We start from the raw sequence: 21,711 nt of genomic DNA, 5'->3' as shown, positions 1-21,711 counted from the left end.
CGGAAGGCCGCGTTAGCGCAACGCATGTGGCGGTTTTCCGGAAAAGAGATCATGCTCAATCGAAGAGGACGGTTCGAACGAACCGTGGGCGTTGCGAGTTGACGCGGACAGAGGTGTCCGCCGAGCCGTTTTAAAGGAGTGAGCCAATGTCGACCCATATTTCAGTCCCGCCGCAAGCGTTGCTCGAGCGCATTCTCACGCTGGAGATCGTGCGGGTGACGGAGCGGGCGGCGGTGTCGTCGGCGCGACTGCGCGGGCATGGCAACGAGAAGCAGGCTGATCAGGCCGCTGTGGACGCCATGCGCCGCGAGCTCAACAAGCTCCCGATCGAAGGCACCATCGTGATCGGCGAAGGCGAGCGCGACGAGGCGCCGATGCTCTTCATCGGTGAGAAGGTCGGCATGAATGCCGGTCCTCAGGTCGATATCGCGGTCGATCCGCTCGAAGGCACCACGCTTTGCGCCAAGAACATGCCGGGTGCGATCGCGACCATGGCGATGGCCGATGGCGGCACCCTGCTGCACGCCCCCGACGTCTACATGCAGAAGCTCGCGATCGGACCGGGCTACGACAAGGGCGTCGTCGATCTCGATGCCTCGCCCGCCGACAACGTCCGCCGCCTCGCCAAGGCCAAGGGCGTCAAGCCGGAAGGCATCACCGTTCTCGTGCTCGACCGTCCGCGCCATGCCGACATCATCGCGAGCGTGCGCTCGACCGGCGCGGCCGTGCGCCTCATCACCGACGGCGACGTCGCCGGCGTGATCCACTGCGCCGACCCCGACAACACCGGCGTCGACATGTATCTCGGCACCGGCGGTGCGCCGGAAGGCGTGCTCGCCGCCGTGGCGCTGCGCTGCATCGGTGGCCAGATGCAGTGCCGCCTGATCCTCGACTCCGAGGAGAAGCGCGAGCGCGCCGCCAAGATGGGTGTCAACGATCCCAAGATGATCTACGGCATCGAGGACATGGCGCGCGGCGACTGCCTGTTCGCGGCCACCGGCGTCACCACGGGCTCGCTGCTGTCGGGCGTCAAGTTCCGCAAGGATGGCGTGATTGAAACCGAGACGGTGGTGATGCGCTCGGTCACCGGCACCGTGCGCTACATCAAGGCCGAGCACCGCGAGCTGGCGAAGTTCCATTTGGATTGATGCTCCCTGTCATTCCGGGCGACGGGACCGCGCAACGCGCGGCCCGGAGAGCCCGGAATCCATCGAGCGACAGAGTCTGAGGTGAAATGGATTCCGGGTTCACGCTCCGCGCGCCCCGGAATGACAAGAAGAATCATCACGGGAAGCGCCCATGTCCGATCTCTCCGCCGTCAAAGCCCTCGTCTTCGACGTGTTCGGCACCGTGGTCGACTGGCGCACTAGCCTCATCACCGACTTCATGTGGTGGAGCAAGCAGCGCGGCATCGGCGCCGACTGGACCGCTTTGGTCGACGGCTGGCGCGGCATGTACATGGCCTCGATGGACGACGTACGGAAACATCCCGAGCGCGGCTATGTCATGTTAGATGATCTGCACCGCCGCTCGCTGGAAAAGCTGGTCGATCGATTCTCGATCAAGGGTCTCACCGAAGCCGATCTCGACTATCTCACCAAAGGCTGGCATCGTCTCAATCCCTGGCCCGATAGCGTCGCCGGCCTCACGCGGCTCAAATCGAAATTCGTGATCTCGCCGCTGTCGAACGGCAATGTCGCGCTGCTCACCAACATGGCGAAGTTTGCAGGGCTCCCGTGGGACCTCATCATGTCGGCCGAGCTGTTCGAGCACTACAAGCCCGATCCCGAGACCTATCTCGGTGCCGCGCGCCTGCTTTGTCTCAAGCCGGAAGAGGTGATGATGGTCGCCGCCCACAACGGCGATCTCGCGGCCGCCCAGAAGAACAGGCTGAAGACCGCCTTCGTGGCGCGGCCGACCGAATACGGTCCGCTTCAGAAGGTCGATTTCGAAGCGACCGGCAATTGGGACATCGTCGCCAAGGATTTTGGCGGCATCGCCGACAGGCTGGGCTGTTAGGCCGTGTCTTCATGACCCAGTAAAGTCTGCTTGCGCACGACGAGGGGACGTGAAGGCCTGAAGACCTATGAGCAAACCGATTCCCGAGCGCTATCGGAACCTCCGGACGTTTGCGTTCGGGGACAGCCCCGCACTCGCAGATGAATTGATCGAACTCGTCATCAAGGGCATCAAGACCGCGACGTGCAGCACCGAAGACGAGCCGAACACGTCCACGCCCGGTGAGCGCTGGGTCGTGCTCGACGGGCGAGGAGAGGCGCGCTGCGTCATCGAATCCATCGACGTAACATATCGGCGCTTCAATGAGGTCGACGCAGCCTTTGCATATGATGAGGGTGAAGGTGACCGGAGCCTGGCCTATTGGCGCCGCGCCCATCAGGCGTATTTCGGTAGGCTTGGACGATATAGCGACGACATGATGCTGATGTGCGAGCGCTTTCGCCTCGTCGAGGTCTTTGGCGACATTCCACGCCAGGATTCATAGCTTGGGCAGTCGACGCCGCTGCAAGGCTCAGCGCGGTGACACCGTGGGTGCGATTTGGGCATGCGGTTCGCCGGTCCGATCCTCAGGCGCACAGAACGTCGCAATCGCAAGATCGATCCGCCGGTCCAGGACGCGGCGGTTGAGCTTGAATCCGGTATCGGTCAGCAGCCTGAAATGATCGTGGCCGAACACCATGCCGAACAGCATTTCGGCGATGAGGCGGAGCGGCACGCCCTCGAAACGAGGCTCCAGGCGAACCGACTTGAGCAGGTCGACGATATGCTCCGTGCCCGACTCCATGATGACCTCAGCGAACATGCGCCCCAGCGCAGGCGAGGCCTGACGTTCGCCGATGATCAGGCGCTGCAGCGCGATTTCGCCCGGCGACAGCGCCACGTCTGCGGCTTCCCTAAGTGTGTTTCGAAGCCGGTCCGTTGGTGATCCTTCCAAAGGAGCGTCTGCGTAATCGGCTTCGGGCAGGCTGCGCAGCAGCATGGCGCGGAACAGCTCGGTCTTGCTCTCGAACAATTTGTAGAGCGTCTTCTTCGACATTCCGACGGCGCCAGCGATGTCGTCCATCGTCGTCGCGGCAAAACCCTTGTTGGTGAAGGTGTCCTTCGCCGCCGCCAGCAATTGCGCCATCCGCGCGTCAGGGGCGGGAAGGTTGGCCTCTCGCCTGTTGCGTTCCGACGGCGCGCTGCCATCAGCGCGCCTGCTGAATTCTCTTGCCATGTTAAACCTGCCGCCAAATCTGAGCCGCCGCTTCACGACTGCTTGAATGAAGTTGGGCTGCACAGCCTAGCACTTGACTTCGGGGAAGGAAACTACCAAGTTTCCAGGCGGAAACTGAAGAGTTTCCAAATGTTTCCGTGTGCGCCCCCATCAAAGGGCCGCAACTCACCCATGGATCGTCATCATGCGTCCCCCGATCGCCCCTGCTGTTCCGTTGTTTGCCCTGCTGCTTGCAGCTTGCGGGGAGCAGAGCCAGCAAGCGGCATTCCCTCAGATGGTGCCGGAGATCGGCGTCGTCACCTTGAAGCCGCAGGAGGCGAAGATTTCGACGGTGCTGCCCGGCCGTGTCGTCGCCTACCAAGTCTCCGAGGTCAGGCCGCAGGTCACCGGCATCCTGCTCAAGCGCGACTTCGTGGAGGGCGCCGAGGTTAGGGAGGGCGACCTGCTCTATGAGATCGACCCGGTGCAGTACAAGGCGGCGCTGGCAAGCGTCGAGGCTGCGGTGCAGAGGTCGGAGGCAACGCTCGTCAGCGTGCGCCTCAAGGCCGCGCGCAAGACGCAGTTGCTCCAGACCAATGCCGCCAGCCAGCAGGACGTCGACGATGCCGTTGCCGCCTACAAGCAGGGCGAAGCCGACCTGAAGGCCGCCGAGGCCAACCGCGACACTGCCACGATCTCGCTGGACCGTACCAAGGTCACCGCGTCGATCTCGGGCCGGATCGGGAAGTCGACCATCACGCCCGGCGCGCTCGTCACGGCGAGCCAGACGACCGCGATGACGACGATCCAGCAGCTCGACCCCGTCTATGTCGATCTCGACCAGTCGACCTCCGAGATGGAGCGCCTGCGCAACCAGATCGCCAGCGGAAAGCTCAAGCGCCCAACCGACGGCGTGCAGGTCGAACTGCTGATGGAGAGCGGCAAGGCTTACGGCCACAAGGGCAAGTACGGCTTCACCGACGCCAGCGTCAACGAGAGCACCGGCTCAGTTAGCTCGCGTGCGATCTTCGCCAATCCGGAGCGCGCGCTGCTGCCCGGCATGTATGTCCGCGCGCGCGTCGTCGCCGGCGTCGATCCGGCCGCGATCCTGGTGCCGCAGCGGGCGGTCTCGCGCAATCCGTTGGGGCAGGCGGTGGCGATGTTCGTCGACAAGGACGGCAAGGTCGAGCAGCGGGTGCTGGATCTCGGCGAGGACGTCGACGGCAACTGGCTCGTCCGGTCCGGCGCCAGACCCGGCGATCGCCTCGTCGTCGAGGGAACGCAGAAGGCTCGCCCCGGCGCGCCCGTCAAGACCGTCGAAGTCACCGTCGATCCGGCAACCGGCCTCACCGTGAGCCCGACGCGGCAGGCCGATGCGCGGCCCGCGGCCGCCACAACCGAGCGGTAATCGTCATGTCGCATTTCTTCATCAAGCGGCCGATCTTCGCCTGGGTCATCGCCATCCTGATCATGCTCGGCGGCGTGCTCGCGATCATGCGCCTGCCGATCGCGCAATATCCGCAGATCGCACCGACCGTCGTCACGATCACGGCGACCTATCCCGGCGCCAACGCCGAGACCGCGGAAAACTCGGTGACCAAGGTCATCGAGCAGAACATGACCGGCCTCGACTATCTCCAGTACATGTCGTCGTCGAGCACCTCGACCGGCGTCGTGCAGATCTCGCTGACCTTCACCAACGAGGCCGATGCCGACATCGCGCAGGTGCAGGTGCAGAACAAGCTCCAGCTCGCGACCCCGCTGCTGCCGCAGGTCGTGCAGCAGCAGGGCATCAAGGTCGTGAAGTCGTCGGCGAGCTTTTTGATGGTGCTCGGCTTCGTCTCCGAGGATGGCCGACTCGCCGCCAGCGACATCGCCGATTACGTGGCGTCCTCGATCAACGATCCCATCAGCCGCGTCGCCGGCGTCGGCCAGGTGACGTTATTCGGCGCCGAATATGCCATGCGCATCTGGCTCGATCCCGACAAGCTGGCCAAATACAATCTGATGCCCGGCGACGTGATCGCGGCGATCCAGACCCAGAACACGCAGGTCACGGCGGGCCAGCTCGGCGGCCTGCCGGCCGTCGGCGGGCAGCAGCTCAATGCCACCATCACCTCGCAGAGTCGCCTGCAGACCGTTGAGCAGTTCAAGGACATCATCCTGCGCACGGCATCGTCCGGCCAGTCCGTGCGCGTCGGCGACGTCGCGCGTGTCGAACTCGGCTCGAAGTCCTATGATTCAGCCGCGCGGTATAACGGCAAGCCGGCCGCCGGTATGGGCATCAGCCTTGCGACCGGCGCCAATGCAGTCGCAACCGCGGAAGCGGTGAAGGCGCGCATTGCCCAGCTCAGCGGCACCATGCCGGAGGGCCTTCGCGTCATCTATCCCTACGACACCACGCCGTTCGTCAAGCTGTCGATCGAGAAGGTGGTGCACACGCTGTTCGAGGCGATCGTCCTCGTCTTCGTCGTGATGTTCGTGTTCCTGCAGAGCTGGCGGGCCACCATCATTCCGACCATCGCCGTGCCGGTGGTGCTGCTCGGGACTTTTGGCGTGCTCTCGCTCGCGGGCTATTCGATCAACACGCTGACGATGTTCGCGATGGTGCTGGCCATCGGCCTGCTGGTCGACGATGCCATCGTCGTGGTCGAGAACGTCGAGCGCGTGATGGCCGAGGAGCATCTCGAGCCGCGCGAGGCAACCGAGAAATCGATGCGCGAAATCACAGGTGCCTTGGTCGGAATCGGCGTCGTGCTCTCGGCCGTGTTCATCCCGATGGCGTTCTTCAACGGTTCGGTCGGCATCATCTACCGGCAGTTCGCGCTCACCATCGTCACGGCGATGCTGCTCTCGGTGCTGGTGGCCTTGGTGCTGACGCCGGCCCTGTGCGTCACCATCCTGAAGCCGCCGCTGCATCACGGCACGCAGCGCGGCTTCTTCGGCCTGTTCAACCGCGGCTTCGACCGCATGGCCGATGGCTACCAGCGCGGCGCGGCTGGCGCGATCAAGCGCGTTGCCGGGATGATGATTGCGTTCGTGGCGATCGTCGCCGGCATGGTCGTCCTGTTCCAGCGGCTGCCGAGCTCGTTCCTGCCTGAGGAGGACCAGGGCACGATCATGACCCTGATCCAGCTTCCGGTCGGCGCGACCTCGGCGCGCACGCTCGACGTCATCAAGCAGGTCGAGCATCAATATCTCGACAACGAGAAGGACGCCGTGGACGGCGTGTTCGCGGTCAACGGCTTCAGCTTTGCGGGGCAGGGCCAGAATGTCGGATTGGCCTTCGTCAGCTTAAAACCGTTCGATGAGCGCAAGCATCCGGCGAGCTCGGCGCAGGCCGTGGTCGGCCGTGCGATGGGCGCGTTCGCGAAGATCCGCGACGCCATGGTGTTTGCGGTGTTGCCGCCGTCGATTCCGGGCTTTGGCAATGCCGGCGGCTTCGACGTCTATCTCCAGGATACCGGCGGCAACGGTCATGAGGCGCTGATCCAGGCCCGCAACCAGTTGCTCGGCCAGCTTGCGGCGGACAAGCGCGTGGCGCAGGCGCGGCCGAACGGTCAGGACGATACGCCGCAATTCAACCTGGACGTCGATCAGGCCAAGGCCACCGCACTCGGCGTGAACCTGAGTGATCTCAACACCACGCTGTCGGCGGCCTGGGGAGGCGCCTATGTCAACGACTTCATCGACCGCGGCCGTGTCAAGCAGGTCTATGTGCAAAGCGACGCGCCGTTCCGCATGGACACCAGCGACATCGGCCGCTGGTATGTGCGCAATGCCGCCGGCTCTATGGTGCCGTTCTCGGCGGTGGCCACCGATCGCTGGAGTTTTGGCTCGCCGCGCCTCGAGCGCTACAACGGCGTTGCCGCCGTCGAGCTGCAGGGGCAGGCGGGGCCGGGCATCAGCTCGGGCGTCGCGATGCAGGCGGTGGAGGAGCAGATGGCCAAGCTGCCCAAGGGCTATGGCCACGAATGGACCGGATTGTCGTTCCAGGAGCGGCTGACCGGCAGCCAGACGCTGTATCTCTATGCGATCTCGCTCCTGATCGTCTTCCTCAGCCTCGCGGCGCTCTATGAGAGCTGGTCGGTGCCGTTCGCGGTGATGCTGACGGTGCCGATCGGCGTGCTCGGTGCGCTGCTTGCGGCGACGCTGTTCAGCCAGGCCAACGACGTCTATCTCCAGGTTGGCCTTTTGACCACGATCGGTCTTGCGTCGAAGAACGCGATCCTGATCGTCGAATTCGCGCTGGAACAGATCGCGGCCGGCCGGAGCCTCGTCGACGCTACGCTGCATGCGTCGCGTCAGCGCCTGCGCCCGATCCTGATGACGTCGCTCGCCTTCATCCTCGGCGTGCTGCCGCTGGCGGTGGCGACCGGCGCCGGCTCCGCCAGCCAGAACGCGGTCGGAATCGGGGGCGCCGGCGGCATGATCGCGGCGACGGTGCTCGGCATCTTCTTCGTGCCCGCTCTGTTCGTACTCGTGCGGCGGATTTTTCCGGGCGCGCGAACGGAAGCGGCGAGCTCGAATCCTCCAGCGGTCGCGGAGCCCGCGGAATAGATCGCGGTCCGGGCGCTCATGCGCCGCCCGGACCTTCTCTTGAAAGCTACAACGTCATCTGCATCGGCTCGGGATAATAGTGGAACCCTTCACCTGCTTTCGCGACATGGCCATAGCCCGGGCAGGCGAAGTGATAGGACATCACCGGGGTTTTGTTCGTGTCTTTTGTTTTGCGCAGTTTGTTCGCGCGTTGCGACCGGCCCTATCGGCCATGCGGCCGCAGGTCGGCAGAAGCCATGCTGCGCCGGGTACGACAAGCTAGCAAGTAGAATTGATTCGCGGATGCACGCGGAACAAGAATTGCGCCTTACGCAATTCTCAGCGTGAGATCATTGGCTTCGGTCTCAGCAAAACCCGCCTGCAAAACCTCTTCGCGCTTATGGCGCAGATGCGCACGCAGGATGTGGGCGAGGCCGGCGCCGTCGCGCCTTTGCAGCGCGTTCAGGATTGCATCATGCTCCTTCACGGCGAGCGCCCAGCGCTGCGGCGTCATCGGGGTGACGTAGCGCGCGCGGCGGATGCGCGCGGTCACCGACGTGTAAAGCCCCGCGAGCACCGGGTTTCCGGCAGCATTGACGATGGCTTCGTGAATGGCGCGGTTTCCGCGATAGTACTGGATCAGATCGCCGTCGCGATAATGCTGCACCATGGCGGCATGCACCGCGGCGATCTCGTCGATCTCGGCATCGGTGATGCGCTCGCAGGCGAGCTCGCCGGCGAGGGCCTCGAGGCCCTGGCAGACCTCGAACAGGTCGCGCATGTCCTTGTCGGTCAGCTTCGCCGCGCGCGAGCCGCGATGCGGCAGCAGCTGCACGAGGCCTTCGGCGGCCAGCACCTTGAGCGCCTCGCGCAGCGGCGTGCGCGAGATCTCGAGCCGCTCGCACAGCTCGCGCTCGGGAATCCGCGCGCCCGGCGGGATTTCGCCGTCGAGCAGGATGGCGCGGATGCGGCCGACGACTTCTTCATGAAGCATGGGTCTGAACTCAATTTGCATTCAAAAATGAACTCATGTGCGGATATTTGCAAGTTCCTGCTTGAAAATTCCAAATTTTGCATTCAAAAATGCAAAAAACAGAAAGGCATGAGGAAATGGACCTGCAAGTGGAGGCAGAAGACCTCGTCTTCGAACGCCAGGACGGCATTGGGCGGATCACCTTCAACCGTCCGCAGGCCCGCAACGCCTTCACCTTCGCGATGTACGAGCGGCTCGCCGCGATCTGCGAGGAGGCCAACCGCGACCATGCGATCAAGGTGCTGGTGCTGCGCGGGGCCGGCGACAAGGCGTTCGCATCGGGGACCGACATCAACCAGTTCCGCGAGTTCAAGACGCCGCAGGACGCGATCGACTACGAGAACCGGATCGATCGCGTGCTCACCACGCTGGAGCTGTGCCGGGTGCCGACGATCGCGGCGATCAACGGGTTCTGTACCGGAGGCGGGGCGGGCATCGCCGCAGCCTGCGATCTCCGCATCGGCACCAGGAGCGCCAAAATCGGTTTCCCCATCGCCCGCACGCTCGGCAATTGCCTGTCGATGTCCAATGTCAGCCGTCTCACCGCGCTCATCGGCGCCGCGCGCGTCAAGGATCTGATCTTCACCGCGCGTCTTGTCGACGCCACCGAGGCCGCAAGTGTCGGGCTGCTCGGCGAAGTCGTCGAGGATATTGCCGCGCTCGAGCGGCGTACTGAGGAGATCGCCCGGCTCGTCGCCAGTCACGCGCCGCTGACGCTGAATGCGACCAAGCAGGCTGTGGCGCGCCTGCAACGGCGGCTGACGCGGGACGAGGGCGAAGATCTCATCCTGATGTGCTACACGAGCCAGGATTTTCGCGAAGGGCTCGATGCTTTCCTCAACAAGCGTGCGCCTCAATGGCGCGGCCAATAGGACGGGCCCGATGCAAAGTTCGCAATCCACCTCTCGTCGTTCGGGACCGCTCGCCGGTCTCAAGGTCATCGATCTCACCCATGTCATGGCAGGGCCGACCTGCACCCTGATGCTCGCCGACATGGGCGCCGACGTCATCAAGATCGAGAAATGGCCGAACGGCGACGATACCCGCCATTCGGTGCCGCCGAAGATCGGCGACGAGGCGGCCTCCTTCCTGATGATGAACCGCAACAAGCGCGGCATCGTGCTGGATCTGAAGACCGATGGCGGCAAGCAGGTGCTGCGGCGATTGATCGCGAGCGCCGACGTGCTGGTCGAGAATTTTGCGCCCGGCGCGATGGAGCGTCTCGGTTTCGGCTACGAGGCACTGCACGCCGAATTCCCGGCGCTGATCTACTGCTCGCTGTCGGGCTTCGGCCGCACCGGTCCCTACAAACATCGCCGCGGCTTCGATCTGGTCGCGCAGGCCATGAGCGGCATCATGAGCTTCACCGGTGAACGCCCGGACGGTCCACCCGTCAAATGCGGCCCGCCGCTGTCCGACATCACCGCCGGCCTGCTCGCGAGCATGGGCATCCTCGCGGCCTATACGCATCGTCTCAAGACCGGCGAAGGGCAGTGGGTCGAGACATCGCTCTATGAAGCGGCCCTGGTGCAGACCTACTGGCAATCGACCATCGCACTGGCCGCGGGCACCGCGCCGCGCGCGATGGGGTCAGCGCATCCGCTCAACGCGCCGTATCAGGCCTTTGAAGCATCGGATGGCTGGCTCGTGGTCGGCGGCGCCAACAAGAAGCATTGGCTCTTGATGTTGGAGGCGCTTGGCGCCAGCGAGCTCGCCGCTGATCCGCGCTTCGTTAACGGGGCCGACCGCATGGCCAATCTGAAAGAGCTGGAAGCGGTCCTGAGCGAACGCTTCCGCACCAAATCCCGCGCGCACTGGCTCGCGGCGCTGGACGAGAAGGGCGTGCCGTGCGGACCCGTGCACGACATGCTGGAGGCGCTCAGCGATCCGCAGACGCTGGCGCGCGAGATGGTCGTCGAGGTCGAGCACTCCACGCTCGGCCCCGTCAAGACGATCGGTCTTCCCGTCAAGTTTTCGGAGACCCCAGGCAAAGTGCGATCAGGTGCGCCGGTCTATGGTCAGCACACGAGCGAGGTGCTGGCCGAGCACGGGTTCGACCAGTCGCGAATCGAAGCGCTCGAAAAAGAAGGCGCGATCGTGCTGGCCGCAGGAAGACGCGAGGAACGCGTCGCCTGAACGGGCGTCGATACGACAACAACAAAAGACAAGATCAGCTGGAGGAAATCATGGGTCGGACGTCAACATTTCTGCTCTCCGCGGCCGCGACCGTGCTCGCCGGCACGATGCCGGCGCTTGCCGCCTGGCAACCGCAAAAGCCGATCGAGTTCGTGGCCACTGCCGGGCCGGGCGGCGGCACCGACAACCTTGCCCGCGCGGTGCAGAACATCATCGCCAAGCACAAGCTGACGGAGCAGCCGATCGTCGTCGTCAACAAGGGCGGCGGCAGCGGCGCCGAAGGCTATGTCTACGGCAAGGCCTCCGCGGGCGACCCCTACAAGGTGATCTTCGGCACCTCGAACGCCTGGCAGCAGCCGCTCGTCTCCAAGGTCGCCTTCAACTACACCGATCTGACCCCGATCGCGGCGATGGCGCAGGACGAGTTCCTGCTCTGGGTCAAGCAGGACGCGCCGTACAAGACGGCGGGCGACTATCTGAAGGCGGCCGCATCGGGCGAATTCAAGATGGGCGGCGCGCAGTCAAAGGACACCGACGAGGTGCTGACGCGCATGATCGAGAAGGCCGGCAAGGTCAAGCTGACCTACATCCCCTTCAAGAGCGGCGCCGAGACCGCGGTGCAGCTCGCCGGCGGACATCTCGACTCCCACGTCAACAACCCCAGCGAAAGCCTCGGGCAATGGCGCGGCGGCACGCAGCGCCCGCTCTGTGTTTTCAGCCCGAAGCGGCTGCCGCAGGGCGCGAAGGTCACCGCGACCGAAGGCTGGAGCGACGTTCCGACCTGCATCGAGCAGGGCCTCGACATCAAGCAATATGAGCAGCCGCGCACGGTGTGGCTGCCCGGCAAGGTCACGCCGGACCAGGCGGCGTTCTATGTCGACCTCATGAAAAAGGTGCAGGCGACGCCGGAATGGAAGGACTACATCGAGAAGACCTCGCAGGTCGACACCTTCATGACCGGCGCCGAGCTCGACAAATTCATCAAGGAGGACCTCGAGCACGTCAAGCAGGTCGCGGGCGAGCAGGGCTGGCTCGTCAAGTGAGGCGGGGCTGTTGCATCGGCGGTGCCACAAATTCCGGCGTCGTCCCGGCGAAGGCCGGGACCCATAACCACAGGGACGAGTTTGATGAAGACTCGGATCCACATCGGTACGACGACCAACGCCTCTCGAGAGATCACGCGGTATGGGTCCCGGCCTTCGCCGGGACGACGCGGTGGATGGAGAAAACGCGTGCGTCATGCACGGCCGGACGTTGTCCGCCGCTCGAACGGAGCCCCCAATGATCTCCCGCCGCGCGCTTGAACTTGCGACCGCCGTACTCACCGGCAGCTTTGGTGTGGCCGTCGTCGTCTCCAGCCTCGACAACGGCATCGGCTGGTCGAGCGCGGGCGTGGACGCCGGGACGTTTCCGTTCCTGACCGGGATCATCATCGTGCTTGGGAGTCTCTACAATCTGGTGCGCGGCGTATTACCGGTTGCCTCGCTGGCGAATGTCCCCATCGCCATCACGCCGATCGAGCTGCGCCGGCTCGCCGGCCTGTTCGTGCCGGCCGCGATCTTCGTGGCCGCGATTCCGCTGGCCGGGATGTACGTCGCCTCGGCGCTGTATGTCTTCGCAGTGCTGGCGATCCCCCGGCACCAATCGGTGCCGCGTGCGCTCGCCATGGCGGGGGCGACGGCACTCGCACTCTACGTCGTGTTCGAGCGCATGTTCCAGGTCAGTCTGCCGCACGGCGCGCTCGCCGCCGCGTTTGGGTTCTGACGGAGAGGCCGATGGATAATCTCGCAGAACTCCTGCACGGCTTCACCATCGCGGTCACCGTTCCGCATCTGGCGCTGATGGCAATCGGCGTGCTGCTCGGCATTCTCGTCGGCGTGCTGCCGGGGCTGGGTGCGCCGAACGGAGTGTCGCTGCTCCTGCCGCTGACCTTCGGCATGCAACCGGTCTCGGCGATCATCCTGCTCTCCAGCATGTATTGGGGCGCGCTGTTCGGCGGCTCGGTGACTTCGATTCTCTTCAACATTCCCGGCGAGCCGTCGTCGGTCGCGACAACCTTCGACGGCTACCCGATGGCGCGCGACGGCCGGCCGACGACGGCGCTCGCGACCGCCTTCGGTTCGGCGGCGTTCGGCGCACTGATCGGCGTCATCCTGATCACCTTCCTCGCATCCTGGGTGGCGCAGGTTGCGCTCGCGTTCGGGCCGGCCGAGTATTTTGCGGTCTATTTCCTTGCTTTCGCGAGCTTCGTCGGCATGGGCGGTGCGGCGCCGATCAAGACCGTCGTGGCACTGGCCATCGGCTTTGCGATCGCCGCCATCGGCATCGACACCGTCTCCGGCAGCGTCCGCCTCACCATGGGCGTCGACGAGCTCGTCAAGGGCGTGAGCTTCGTCGTCGCCGTGATGGGCCTGTTCGGCATCGGCGAGCTGCTGGTTGCCGTCGAAGAGGAGTTTCATGCCCGCGCGGTGTCCTCCAAGATCGACTGGAGCGAAGTGTTCCGCGCGGTCGGCCGCCTGCCGCAGCATGGCGTGGCGCTTCTGCGCAGCGCGGCGATCGGATGCTGGATGGGGATCACGCCGGGCGGCCCGACCGCGGCATCCTTCATGAGCTACGGCATCGCCCGGCGTTTCTCGCGCCGCGGCCGATATTTCGGCACGGGCGAGGTCGAAGGCATCATCTCGCCGGAGACGGCCGATCATGCCGCCGGCACCAGTGCGTTACTGCCGATGCTCTCGCTCGGCATTCCCGGCTCGGCGACCGCGGCGGTCATGATGGGCGGGCTGATGATCTGGGGTCTCAATCCCGGGCCGATGCTGTTCGTCGACAGCAAGGATTTCGTCTGGGGGCTGATCGCCTCGATGTATGTCGGCAACATCGTTGCGGTCGCGCTGGTGCTGCTCACCGTTCCGGTCTTCGCCGCCTTGATGCGGATTCCCTTCGTGGTGATCGCGCCCCTGATCGTGATCATCTGCGTCGTCGGCGCCTATTCGGTGTCGAACTCCTATCTCGACGTCGTCATGATGCTCGGCTTCGGGATCGTCGGCTATCTCTTCAAGAAGCTGTTCTATCCGCTGGCGCCGCTCGTGCTCGCGATCGTCATCGGCGACAAGGCCGAGGATGCGTTCCGGCAGTCGATGCTGATCTCCAAGGGATCACTCGGGATCTTCTTTGCAAACAAGCTGGTGACGTGCCTGATCGTGGCCGGGATCGCGCTGTTGCTGCTTCCGCTGGTGCTGCAGCTCGCGCGGCTCTGGCGCAAACCCGCACCGTCTACCGATCGGACGACAGCTGAGGAAAAGGTGATCATATGACCGCAAAGCCGCTGATTGCATTGGCCATGGGAGACCCCGCCGGCATCAGCCCGGAACTGACGGCGAAGCTCGCCGTGCAGGACGACATTCGCGCGAGCTGCCGGCTCGTCGTTATCGGTGACCGCCGCATCTTCGACGAAGGTGCGCGCGTCGCCGGCGTCAAGCCGAAGCTGGCGATGGTGGAGCAGGGGGCCGACCTTCGCGCGGTGGAGGGCGAGACGCTGTTCGTCGATCTCGGCCATCTCGATCCCAAGGAGGTCGAGCCGAAGACCGCGACCCTTGCTGGCGGAAAATTCGCACTGGCCAATTACCGGCACGCGCTCGAGCTCGGCCGCGACGGACGCGTCGATGCGGTCTGCTTCACCCCTTTCAACAAGCAGGCGATGCGCCTTGCCCGCGCCGAGTACGATGACGAGATCGCGTTCTCCGCCGAGGTGGCCGGTCTCAAGACCGCGGCAAGCGAATTCAACGTGCTGGACCGGCTCTGGAACGCGCGGGTCACCTCCCACATTCCGCTCAAAGACGTCGCTGCAAAGCTGTCCAGCGAGCGCATCCATCGCGCGCTCAAGCTGACCGATTCCTGTATGCGCAATGCCGGCTTTGCCCGACCGCGCATCGCGGTTGCAGGTCTCAATCCGCATGCCGGCGACGGCGGCAATTTCGGCAGCGAGGAGATCGAAATCATCGCGCCCGTGGTCGCAACCGCTCAGCGCGAGGGCATCGCCGCGGAGGGACCGTTCCCCGCCGATACCGTGTTCCTGCGCGCCAAGGGCGGCGCCTTCGATGCGGTGCTGACGATGTATCACGACCAGGGCCAGATCGCGATGAAGCTGATGGGTTTTGATCGCGGCGTAACTTTACTTGGCGGCTTTCCGTTCCCGATCTGCACGCCCGCGCACGGCACCGCCTACGACATTGCAGGGCAGGGCATCGCCTCGATCGGCGCCAGCCGCGCCGCTCTGCTGCTCGCCGCGGAGATGGCGGCGCGGCGCGCCGCCTGATCGAGCTGACGGCAAATCAGGTGTGCGAGCCAGGCAGTTCGTCTGCAAACCGTTTCCGCGATCATCGGTTGCGGCACTGAAGGCGCTCTCACCGTTGGTGGGCCAGCCGCGAACCACCGATACGGTGATACTCGGAAAGAAAATGATCGTTCGGCAGATTTCCGTCTTCGTTGCGCGAATATTCCCTCTTAAGGCCGTTGAGAAAGAACATTTCATGTGCGCGCGCGTGCTTGGCCTCGACAGGGCCGCGCGATTCCAAGTCGAATAGCCCGTGGACGTGCCCGGCCACGGTTTCCGAGACGTTGATCCGGCCAGCGACTCCGAACGCCTCCATGAACCACGCGGTGTTGACTGCATCACCCCAGATGTCGAAGGTCATTCTGCGGTTGCCGACGACACCGGAGATGACCGGTCCGGCATGGATTCCGATGCGCAATTGCAGGGCATGTTCGCCGATCGCTTCGCATTCCGCTCTCAGGTGGTCGAGCTGCGCGCGCATCTCCAACGCCGCGAGGCAGACATCGATCGAGTGCCGCCGGTCGGGCGAAATAACGCCCGCAACCGCCATGTAGGCATCGCCCATGGTCTTGACCTTCTCCAGACCGTGTCGGGCACCGATTTCGTCCAGGGCCGAGAAATATTCGTCGAGGAGATGGATGAGCCTGGCTGGCTCGGTCCGTTCGGCGAGCAGGGTAAAGCCCTGAATATCCGCGAACAGAATGGTGGCCGACCGGGTGTATCTCGGCTGAACTCTGCCGCGTCGCGTCAGCTCGTCGGCGATCGGCGCCGGCAAGACGTTGTGCAACAATTCCTCGGCGCGTGCTCGCTCAGCGGCGGCCTCGAGGCGTGCTTGCTCCAGTTGCTTGATGGTCTGGCGATCCTCGATCAGCTTGCGACGGAGTTCCAGTTGCGCCAGCACCTGATGCGACAGCATTCGAAGAGCTTCCGTCTGCTCGAAAGACAGCTGCCTCGGCTCGAAGTCCATCACGCAAAGCGTTCCGAGCGCATAACCTTCGTCAGTGATGAGCGGCATGCCGCAATAGAATCGGCAGGATGGCTTCAGTGAGACCATCGGGCTGTTTTCGAAACGCGGATCCCGTTTCAGGTCGGGAACGACGAGCAGTTCGGTGCCGCAAATCGTCGTTGTGCAGACAGCGTTCTCGCGCGGAGCGTCAGTGACTTCGGCCGGCAGACCATATCGTGCCTTGAGCCAGCGCCGCTCGTCGTCGATGAAGCTGATGTAGGAGACCGGGCAGCCGCAGAGCTGCGCCGTGAGCTCGGCGATTTCGTCATAAGCAACTTCCGGCGCGCTATCGACGATGTCGAGCGCGCGCAGGGCGGCCAACCTCTCAGCTTCGTTTGTGGGCGCCGGTGACGGCATGCTGGTCTCCGCGGCGGAGAACCTCGGTGGGTCCCGCCTTCCGGAAATCGAGCGGACGACCACCCCGTTCATTTGGGGCGTGCTGGGCGCGTGACAAGTGGCGTTGACCGGGTCCTCGGCCGGTTCCACCGTCGCGCAATGCATGAGCGTGCTTCTTTGCACACGGAACTCTGCGGAGGGTTTCAGTCGAATGAGCAAAGGGTGCCGTACACGATAACCCCGTCGATTGGCACGACGATTGTGGGCCTCGCTTGCGGATCCGGCGCTATTTCGCGATCGGCGTCGTCAACTCCTTGTCGGCCGTATCCACCACGAACACGGCAAGCAGTTTCGCAGGCTCGGTATCGCTGGCATTGGCGCTGACGGCGTGGCGGTCGCCGGGCCGCTCGGAAAAGTTCTCTCCCTTGTGAAAGACCTTGGCGGGGCCATCATTGACCTGACTGCGGATCGCGCCTTCCAGGACCGTGGCATAAATGAAGGCAGAGGGAGCATGAATGTGCGCGGGTGAGGAGCCTCCGGGTCCATACTCGACCAGCACGCCCTTCATGCTCTTGCCGGGGACGTTGGGTAGAGCCTGGTCGAACACGACCGTTACCTTTGCCAATGGCGCTGTCGGCTCGGCTGCATGAGCCGTCAGCAACGAGGCAGCATAAACCGCTGTCGCGATCAGCAATCTGCGCATGGGATGTCCTTCACTGCGGTGGTGGTCATGATTGCAAGTCTCAGAGGTCGGCGAGCCATGTTGCGAGCGGCGTGTTCCCGAGCCGCGCTTCGCCGAGCGGGTTCAGCGATGTGTCGTCGATGGGGGCGCCGTAATACAGCGCCTTCGGGTCTCCGACCACGGGACGTGTGTCGCCGGCCGCCTTCAGGCGGCGTGCGATGAATTCATTGAAGGGAGCCTTCTCAGGTCCTGCGATATCGATCGTGCCGTTGAGCGGCCGGCCCGTTGCGACCTCCGCGAGGCGAGCAACGACGTCATCGGCCGCGATCGGCTGAAACTGGGCCGTGGGAACGACGATCTTCCCCTCGATCACGCTTGTTTCGGCAATGGCGGCGAGGAATTCGAAGAACTGAGTGGCGCGCACGATCGAGTAGGGGACCGAAGAGGACTTGATGATGGTCTCCTGGGCGAGCTTGGCACGGAAATAGGTGTTGTCGGGCGACCGTTCGGTGCCGACAATTGAAAGGGCCACGTGATGCTTCACGGCCGCAGCAGCCTCTGTCGCGACGAGATTTTGGCTCGAGCGCTGGAAGAAATCGAGCACGGCGGCCGGCTCCCAGGACGGCGCGTTGGCGACGTCGACGACGACATCGGCGCCGGCCAGCGCGGCAGCGAGACCTTCCCCGGTCACGGCATTCACGCCTGACTGCGGCGAGGCGGCCACGGCCTCATGGCCCTGCTGTTTGAGCTTCGCCACGAGCTTGGATCCGATCAATCCGGTCCCACCGATCACGACGATCTTCATGGCATGTCTCCTCGGTATTTCGGAGCGCGAGATGACCAATGCGAACTCGCGCTCTCACGTCGATGAACGTGATGCGAAGCGACTCTACGCGACCATTGGCGCGGGGCTCTTGTCTGTAACGAGCGTGGCTTGCCGGAAAATGCTTCAGAAGCCGGGGTGCAATCTCACAAAACTGCTAAGGGATCATTCCCTCGTGCCGTGAACACATCCTGCGATGATCGCAGATTGCCAGTGTTTTGCCCGACGTGTCAAAGCGTTGTGACGGCCCCCTAAGAACAGCAAGGAAGCCTCGTCGGAAAACACCAATGAAAGCAACCCCTTGCTACTGTGCATGGGGTTGTTTTCGCGAGTTTTGATATTGGCTGGCTACCCGTCCGATTTTGCGGGGCCTCACGCCCCGCAGACGATCACGCCGTACCAGCCGAGTCCACGATAGGTCTCATAGCCCGGGGTGGCATGGAATGCGACCAGCGCACCGGTGCGGTCGTGATAGAAGCCGGAGCGCTGGCTATTCAGCGAGATCGAGATACGCTCGCTGAGGATGCCCTGGCCGTCGGAAGCGGCAATCACGCGAAGATTCGAATCGACCAGCAGTACGCGGGCCTTGTCGCTGTCGCCGATGCGTACGCCCTGGACGATGGCGCGGGCCTGCGGCTCCCAGTCGAAATGGATGGCAAGCACGCCGATCGGCGCGCCGTGGGCCTGGCCGCCGGCGCGGACGCTGGCGCAATAGGTCGCGACCTGCGCGTTGCCGAGCAGCGATTGGTTCTCGACGTCGCCGGCGACGTAGTCGTCGCCGGAGCGCAAGGATCGCGCCTCGCGAAACCATTTGGTGTGAGCGACGTTCTGGCCGACGACGCGGAATCGGTCGGCGCGGCCATTGGCGATGACGTTGCCGTCGAGGTCGCAGAGCCAGAGGTCGAGATAGACGGTGTAGGCCCCGAGGATCACACCGAGTCGCTGCGAGGCATGCGATACGGCCGCCGCACTCGGCGCAGCCGCGCAATCGACCACCGCGGAGTCGGTCGCCCACCAGCGCACGTCGCAGGTGCGCTCATAGAGATTGCGGTCGATCAGCTCGATGGCATTGAGTGACAGATCGACCATGCGCTCGCCGCGCGAGCGCTGGCTCATGCGGTCGATCGAGGCGACGAGGTCGCCGGTTCGTTTCGTCAGCTGTGTCTCGAGCTCGCGGGCGATGGTCTCGACCTGCTGGCCGACGCCGCGCACCTCCTGCGCCACCACCGCAAAGCCCGCGCCTTGCGCGCCGGCGCGCGAGCTCTCGATCAGCGCGTTCAGGGCCAGCATCTTCATCTGGTTGGTGATCTGTTGGATCGCCTTGGTCTTGTCGACCGCGATCTGGTTGACCTCTGCAGTCAGGCGGTTGATCAGCGCAGAGATGTCGGAATCATCATCAGCGGGTTCAGTGGCAATCGGCTTGGCTTTCAGACCCAGCGCAGCGGACATCGGGGAGCTTCCCTTGGCAATGAGGTCTGATCTGCAATGAACCCAGGACAACAAATTACAGATCGAATACGATTCCTTTTCGAGGATTCCGCCTAACGCCCGCTTAATTTGCTGTTTTGCGGGTTGCCTAAATGATAGTCACCTCGTGCCGCCAGGATGGCTCATCCACCGCTTTGTGCCTGGCGACCGTTGCAAAATCCGGCGGCTTGCCGGCCAATCCGCCAGTGACCCGGACGCCTTGCGTGTTCGTCCGGCCCCCGAGTTCCCAAGATCGCTCTCGAATCATGACGCCATCCGCCACTGCCTTGCCCGTCGAAGCGCCCCAAGCGTTCCTGGGGGTGACGCGCTCGCTCACCGACAAGCTCTGGCGTGACCGGCTCGACGGGCGCGGGGCGGCGAAGGCGCTTGCGATCGTGCAGCGGCACCAATTGCCGGAGCTGCTGGCGCGGGTGCTGGCCGGCCGTGGCGTCGACATCGACACCGTGCCGGACTTCCTTGACCCAACGATTCGAAAACTGCTGCCGGACCCGTTCACGGTGACGGAGATGGAAGCCGCTGCCCAGCGGATCGCTGATGCCGCGACGAAAGGCGAGAAGGTCGCGATCTTCGGCGATTACGACGTCGACGGCGCGACATCGGCGGCACTGCTCGCCTGGCATCTGCGCCATTGCGGCCTCGATCCGCTGATCCACATTCCCGACCGCATCTTCGAAGGCTACGGCCCGAACACCGAAGCAGTGCGCACGCTCGCTGCGAAGGGCGCAACGCTGCTTGTCACCGTCGATTGCGGCACCACCAGTATCGAGCCGCTGGCCGAGGCGAAGCGCCTCGGCATGTCCGTCGTCGTGATCGACCACCACCAATGCGGCCTCGATCTGCCCGAGGTCGATGCGCTGGTCAATCCGAACCGCTCTGACGATCTCTCGGGCCTTGGCCATCTCGCCGCCGTTGGCCTCGTGCTGGTCACGCTGGTCGCCGTCAATCGCGAGCTGCGCCAGCGCGGTTTCTGGCGCGCCGAGATGCCCGAGCCCGATCTGCTCGGCATGCTTCATCACGTCGCACTCGGCACCGTCGCCGACGTCGCCCCGCTGATCGGTCTCAACCGCGCCTTCGTCGCAAAAGGGTTGATCGCGATGCGGCGACGCGACCACATCGGCCACACCGCGCTGATGGACGTGGCGCGGCTCAACGGTCCGCCGGAGGCTTGGCATCTCGGCTTCATGCTGGGGCCGCGCGTTAATGCCGGCGGCCGCATCGGCCGTGCCGATCTCGGCGTGCGGCTCTTGCTCGAAGGCGACAGCGTCGAGGCCGCGCGCATCGCCGCCGAGCTCGACCGCCTCAACAACGAGCGCCGCATCATCGAACAGGCGGCGGAAGCGCAGGCCGAAGCTGAGGCGCTCGCCTCGATCGGGCTGGAGGACAAGCTCGGCGTGATCGTCACGGCCTCCGAAGGCTGGCATCCCGGCGTGGTCGGCCTCGTCGCCTCCCGGTTGAAGGAGAAATTTTCGCGGCCTGCTTTTGCCATCGCGCTCGAGCCCGGCGGCATCGGCACGGGCTCGGGCCGCTCGATCGCCGGAGTCGATCTCGGCAAGGCCGTGCGGCAGGCGGTCACTGATGGCATTCTGCTCAAGGGCGGCGGCCACGCGATGGCTGCGGGCGTGACGCTGCGCAAGGAGAAGCTCGCCGAATTCCGCGCCTATCTGGAGAACGCGCTGGCGCGCGACGTCGCGGAGGCGCGGCACGTCAACGAGCTCTATGTCGACGGCGCGGTCTCCGCGCGCGCGGTGACGCCGGAACTTGCGACCACCCTCAACCGTGCCGGCCCGTTCGGCAGCGGCAATCCGGAGCCGGTGCTGGCCTTGCCGGCGCACCAGCTCGTCTATGCCGACGAGGTCGGGCAGGCGCACTTGAGGCTGCGCTTCAAATCCGGCGACGGCGCCATCGTCAACGGCATCGCGTTCCGTTCGGTCGGCCAGAAGCTCGGCAATGCGCTGCTCGCCAACCGCGGTCAGCAAATGCATGTCGCGGGATCGTTGTCGGTCGATCGCTACCAGGGCGTCGAGCGTGTGCAATTCCGCGTCGTCGACGTCGCGCTACCGGATCAGGGGCCATCCGTGATTAGATAACGGCCGCAAACAACAAAAAAGAAAGGGAGTGAAC

18 protein-coding genes and 1 pseudogene are annotated in these 21,711 nt (G+C 64.4%); 12 read left to right on the top strand and 7 right to left on the bottom strand.

Annotation, left to right across the window (positions count from 1 at the left end):
* The first annotated feature begins 146 nt into the window (after positions 1-146).
* The 3 genes from glpX (at position 147) to ACR9YP_RS26205 (ending at position 2,503) form a co-directional block, all read left to right on the top strand.
* Positions 147-1,148 carry a class II fructose-bisphosphatase gene (glpX, locus tag ACR9YP_RS26215; RefSeq protein WP_035703675.1) on the top strand — a complete coding sequence of 334 codons (1,002 nt, stop codon included), beginning with the start codon at positions 147-149 and terminating at the stop codon, positions 1,146-1,148.
* A gap of 151 nt (positions 1,149-1,299) precedes the next feature.
* Entirely contained in the window at positions 1,300-2,019 is a 720-nt protein-coding gene (locus ACR9YP_RS26210) for a haloacid dehalogenase type II (protein ID WP_474217512.1), read from the top strand.
* Positions 2,020-2,086: 67 nt separating this feature from the next.
* The gene (locus tag ACR9YP_RS26205) at positions 2,087-2,503 is read left to right on the top strand and encodes an ASCH domain-containing protein (protein ID WP_474217511.1); all 417 of its coding nucleotides are present in this window, start codon (positions 2,087-2,089) and stop codon (positions 2,501-2,503) included.
* Positions 2,504-2,530: 27 nt separating this feature from the next.
* Here the strand turns inward: ACR9YP_RS26205 and ACR9YP_RS26200 are convergent, their stop codons facing one another.
* Positions 2,531-3,235, bottom strand: a complete 705-nt coding sequence (locus ACR9YP_RS26200) for a TetR/AcrR family transcriptional regulator (RefSeq protein WP_474217510.1) — start codon at positions 3,233-3,235, stop codon at positions 2,531-2,533.
* Positions 3,236-3,419: 184 nt separating this feature from the next.
* On the opposite strand from ACR9YP_RS26200, the gene ACR9YP_RS26195 reads away from it, so the two are divergent.
* Positions 3,420-4,622, top strand: coding sequence for an efflux RND transporter periplasmic adaptor subunit (locus ACR9YP_RS26195; RefSeq protein WP_474217509.1), 1,203 nt, complete (start codon positions 3,420-3,422; stop codon positions 4,620-4,622).
* A 5-nt stretch (positions 4,623-4,627) separates the two neighbouring features.
* Entirely contained in the window at positions 4,628-7,774 is a 3,147-nt protein-coding gene (locus ACR9YP_RS26190) for an efflux RND transporter permease subunit (protein WP_474217508.1), read from the top strand.
* A 46-nt stretch (positions 7,775-7,820) separates the two neighbouring features.
* Here ACR9YP_RS26190 and ACR9YP_RS26185 read toward each other — a convergent pair.
* Together ACR9YP_RS26185 and ACR9YP_RS26180 are read right to left on the bottom strand one after the other, a co-directional pair.
* Positions 7,821-7,931 (bottom strand): annotated as a pseudogene (locus tag ACR9YP_RS26185) (MBL fold metallo-hydrolase); the annotation flags it as partial.
* 150 nt (positions 7,932-8,081) lie between these two features.
* Positions 8,082-8,747 (bottom strand): GntR family transcriptional regulator, encoded by a 666-nt coding sequence (locus ACR9YP_RS26180; RefSeq protein WP_474217507.1) that lies wholly within the window; start codon positions 8,745-8,747, stop codon positions 8,082-8,084.
* Between the two features lie 116 nt (positions 8,748-8,863).
* Here ACR9YP_RS26180 and ACR9YP_RS26175 point away from each other — a divergent pair, with 116 nt between their 5' ends.
* The 6 genes from ACR9YP_RS26175 to ACR9YP_RS26150 all read left to right on the top strand — a co-directional run bounded on the left by ACR9YP_RS26175 (position 8,864) and on the right by ACR9YP_RS26150 (position 15,237).
* Positions 8,864-9,658 (top strand): enoyl-CoA hydratase/isomerase family protein, encoded by a 795-nt coding sequence (locus tag ACR9YP_RS26175; protein WP_474217506.1) that lies wholly within the window; start codon positions 8,864-8,866, stop codon positions 9,656-9,658.
* 10 nt (positions 9,659-9,668) lie between these two features.
* Positions 9,669-10,922, top strand: coding sequence for a CaiB/BaiF CoA transferase family protein (locus tag ACR9YP_RS26170; protein ID WP_474217505.1), 1,254 nt, complete (start codon positions 9,669-9,671; stop codon positions 10,920-10,922).
* 50 nt (positions 10,923-10,972) lie between these two features.
* Positions 10,973-11,965, top strand: coding sequence for a Bug family tripartite tricarboxylate transporter substrate binding protein (locus ACR9YP_RS26165; protein ID WP_370987442.1), 993 nt, complete (start codon positions 10,973-10,975; stop codon positions 11,963-11,965).
* A 238-nt stretch (positions 11,966-12,203) separates the two neighbouring features.
* The gene (locus tag ACR9YP_RS26160) at positions 12,204-12,686 is read left to right on the top strand and encodes a tripartite tricarboxylate transporter TctB family protein (protein ID WP_474217504.1); all 483 of its coding nucleotides are present in this window, start codon (positions 12,204-12,206) and stop codon (positions 12,684-12,686) included.
* A gap of 11 nt (positions 12,687-12,697) precedes the next feature.
* On the top strand, positions 12,698-14,236 hold the full coding sequence (locus ACR9YP_RS26155) for a tripartite tricarboxylate transporter permease (protein ID WP_474217503.1): 1,539 nt from the start codon (positions 12,698-12,700) through the stop codon (positions 14,234-14,236).
* A complete protein-coding gene (locus ACR9YP_RS26150) occupies positions 14,233-15,237 on the top strand; it encodes a 4-hydroxythreonine-4-phosphate dehydrogenase PdxA (protein WP_474217502.1) in 1,005 nt (334 codons plus the stop codon). The genes ACR9YP_RS26155 and ACR9YP_RS26150 overlap by 4 nt, the downstream gene beginning before the upstream one ends.
* 88 nt (positions 15,238-15,325) lie before the next feature.
* On the opposite strand, the gene ACR9YP_RS26145 is transcribed toward ACR9YP_RS26150, so the two are convergent.
* The 4 genes from ACR9YP_RS26145 to ACR9YP_RS26130 all read right to left on the bottom strand — a co-directional run bounded on the left by ACR9YP_RS26145 (position 15,326) and on the right by ACR9YP_RS26130 (position 19,551).
* Positions 15,326-16,618 carry an adenylate/guanylate cyclase domain-containing protein gene (locus tag ACR9YP_RS26145; RefSeq protein WP_474217501.1) on the bottom strand — a complete coding sequence of 431 codons (1,293 nt, stop codon included), beginning with the start codon at positions 16,616-16,618 and terminating at the stop codon, positions 15,326-15,328.
* A 265-nt stretch (positions 16,619-16,883) separates the two neighbouring features.
* Positions 16,884-17,300 carry a cupin domain-containing protein gene (locus ACR9YP_RS26140; RefSeq protein WP_438108561.1) on the bottom strand — a complete coding sequence of 139 codons (417 nt, stop codon included), beginning with the start codon at positions 17,298-17,300 and terminating at the stop codon, positions 16,884-16,886.
* Positions 17,301-17,340: 40 nt separating this feature from the next.
* Positions 17,341-18,084: an SDR family oxidoreductase gene (locus tag ACR9YP_RS26135; protein WP_474217500.1), complete on the bottom strand. Its 744-nt coding sequence runs from the start codon at positions 18,082-18,084 to the stop codon at positions 17,341-17,343.
* Between the two features lie 390 nt (positions 18,085-18,474).
* Positions 18,475-19,551: a methyl-accepting chemotaxis protein gene (locus tag ACR9YP_RS26130; protein WP_438108559.1), complete on the bottom strand. Its 1,077-nt coding sequence runs from the start codon at positions 19,549-19,551 to the stop codon at positions 18,475-18,477.
* Positions 19,552-19,835: 284 nt separating this feature from the next.
* Between ACR9YP_RS26130 and recJ the strand changes: the two genes are divergently transcribed.
* Positions 19,836-21,677: a single-stranded-DNA-specific exonuclease RecJ gene (gene recJ, locus ACR9YP_RS26125; RefSeq protein WP_474217499.1), complete on the top strand. Its 1,842-nt coding sequence runs from the start codon at positions 19,836-19,838 to the stop codon at positions 21,675-21,677.
* The last annotated feature ends 34 nt before the right edge of the window (positions 21,678-21,711 follow it).

This window comes from Bradyrhizobium sp. BR14999 (assembly GCF_056106085.1).
The sequence above is the reverse complement of the archived record's forward strand: the minus strand, read 5'-3'. Positions and strand labels throughout refer to the sequence as shown.

Coding starts and splice junctions, on each gene's coding strand:
- ACR9YP_RS26200 (WP_474217510.1), bottom strand. CDS start 3,235: ATGGCAAGAGAATTCAGCAGGCGCGCTGATGGCAGCGCGCCGTCGGAA.
- ACR9YP_RS26175 (WP_474217506.1), top strand. CDS start 8,864: ATGGACCTGCAAGTGGAGGCAGAAGACCTCGTCTTCGAACGCCAGGAC.
- ACR9YP_RS26205 (WP_474217511.1), top strand. CDS start 2,087: ATGAGCAAACCGATTCCCGAGCGCTATCGGAACCTCCGGACGTTTGCG.
- ACR9YP_RS26145 (WP_474217501.1), bottom strand. CDS start 16,618: ATGCCGTCACCGGCGCCCACAAACGAAGCTGAGAGGTTGGCCGCCCTG.
- glpX (WP_035703675.1), top strand. CDS start 147: ATGTCGACCCATATTTCAGTCCCGCCGCAAGCGTTGCTCGAGCGCATT.
- ACR9YP_RS26180 (WP_474217507.1), bottom strand. CDS start 8,747: ATGCTTCATGAAGAAGTCGTCGGCCGCATCCGCGCCATCCTGCTCGAC.
- ACR9YP_RS26130 (WP_438108559.1), bottom strand. CDS start 19,551: ATGTCCGCTGCGCTGGGTCTGAAAGCCAAGCCGATTGCCACTGAACCC.
- ACR9YP_RS26150 (WP_474217502.1), top strand. CDS start 14,233: ATGACCGCAAAGCCGCTGATTGCATTGGCCATGGGAGACCCCGCCGGC.
- ACR9YP_RS26190 (WP_474217508.1), top strand. CDS start 4,628: ATGTCGCATTTCTTCATCAAGCGGCCGATCTTCGCCTGGGTCATCGCC.
- ACR9YP_RS26210 (WP_474217512.1), top strand. CDS start 1,300: ATGTCCGATCTCTCCGCCGTCAAAGCCCTCGTCTTCGACGTGTTCGGC.
- ACR9YP_RS26170 (WP_474217505.1), top strand. CDS start 9,669: ATGCAAAGTTCGCAATCCACCTCTCGTCGTTCGGGACCGCTCGCCGGT.
- ACR9YP_RS26140 (WP_438108561.1), bottom strand. CDS start 17,300: ATGCGCAGATTGCTGATCGCGACAGCGGTTTATGCTGCCTCGTTGCTG.
- ACR9YP_RS26155 (WP_474217503.1), top strand. CDS start 12,698: ATGGATAATCTCGCAGAACTCCTGCACGGCTTCACCATCGCGGTCACC.
- recJ (WP_474217499.1), top strand. CDS start 19,836: ATGACGCCATCCGCCACTGCCTTGCCCGTCGAAGCGCCCCAAGCGTTC.
- ACR9YP_RS26135 (WP_474217500.1), bottom strand. CDS start 18,084: ATGAAGATCGTCGTGATCGGTGGGACCGGATTGATCGGATCCAAGCTC.
- ACR9YP_RS26165 (WP_370987442.1), top strand. CDS start 10,973: ATGGGTCGGACGTCAACATTTCTGCTCTCCGCGGCCGCGACCGTGCTC.
- ACR9YP_RS26160 (WP_474217504.1), top strand. CDS start 12,204: ATGATCTCCCGCCGCGCGCTTGAACTTGCGACCGCCGTACTCACCGGC.
- ACR9YP_RS26195 (WP_474217509.1), top strand. CDS start 3,420: ATGCGTCCCCCGATCGCCCCTGCTGTTCCGTTGTTTGCCCTGCTGCTT.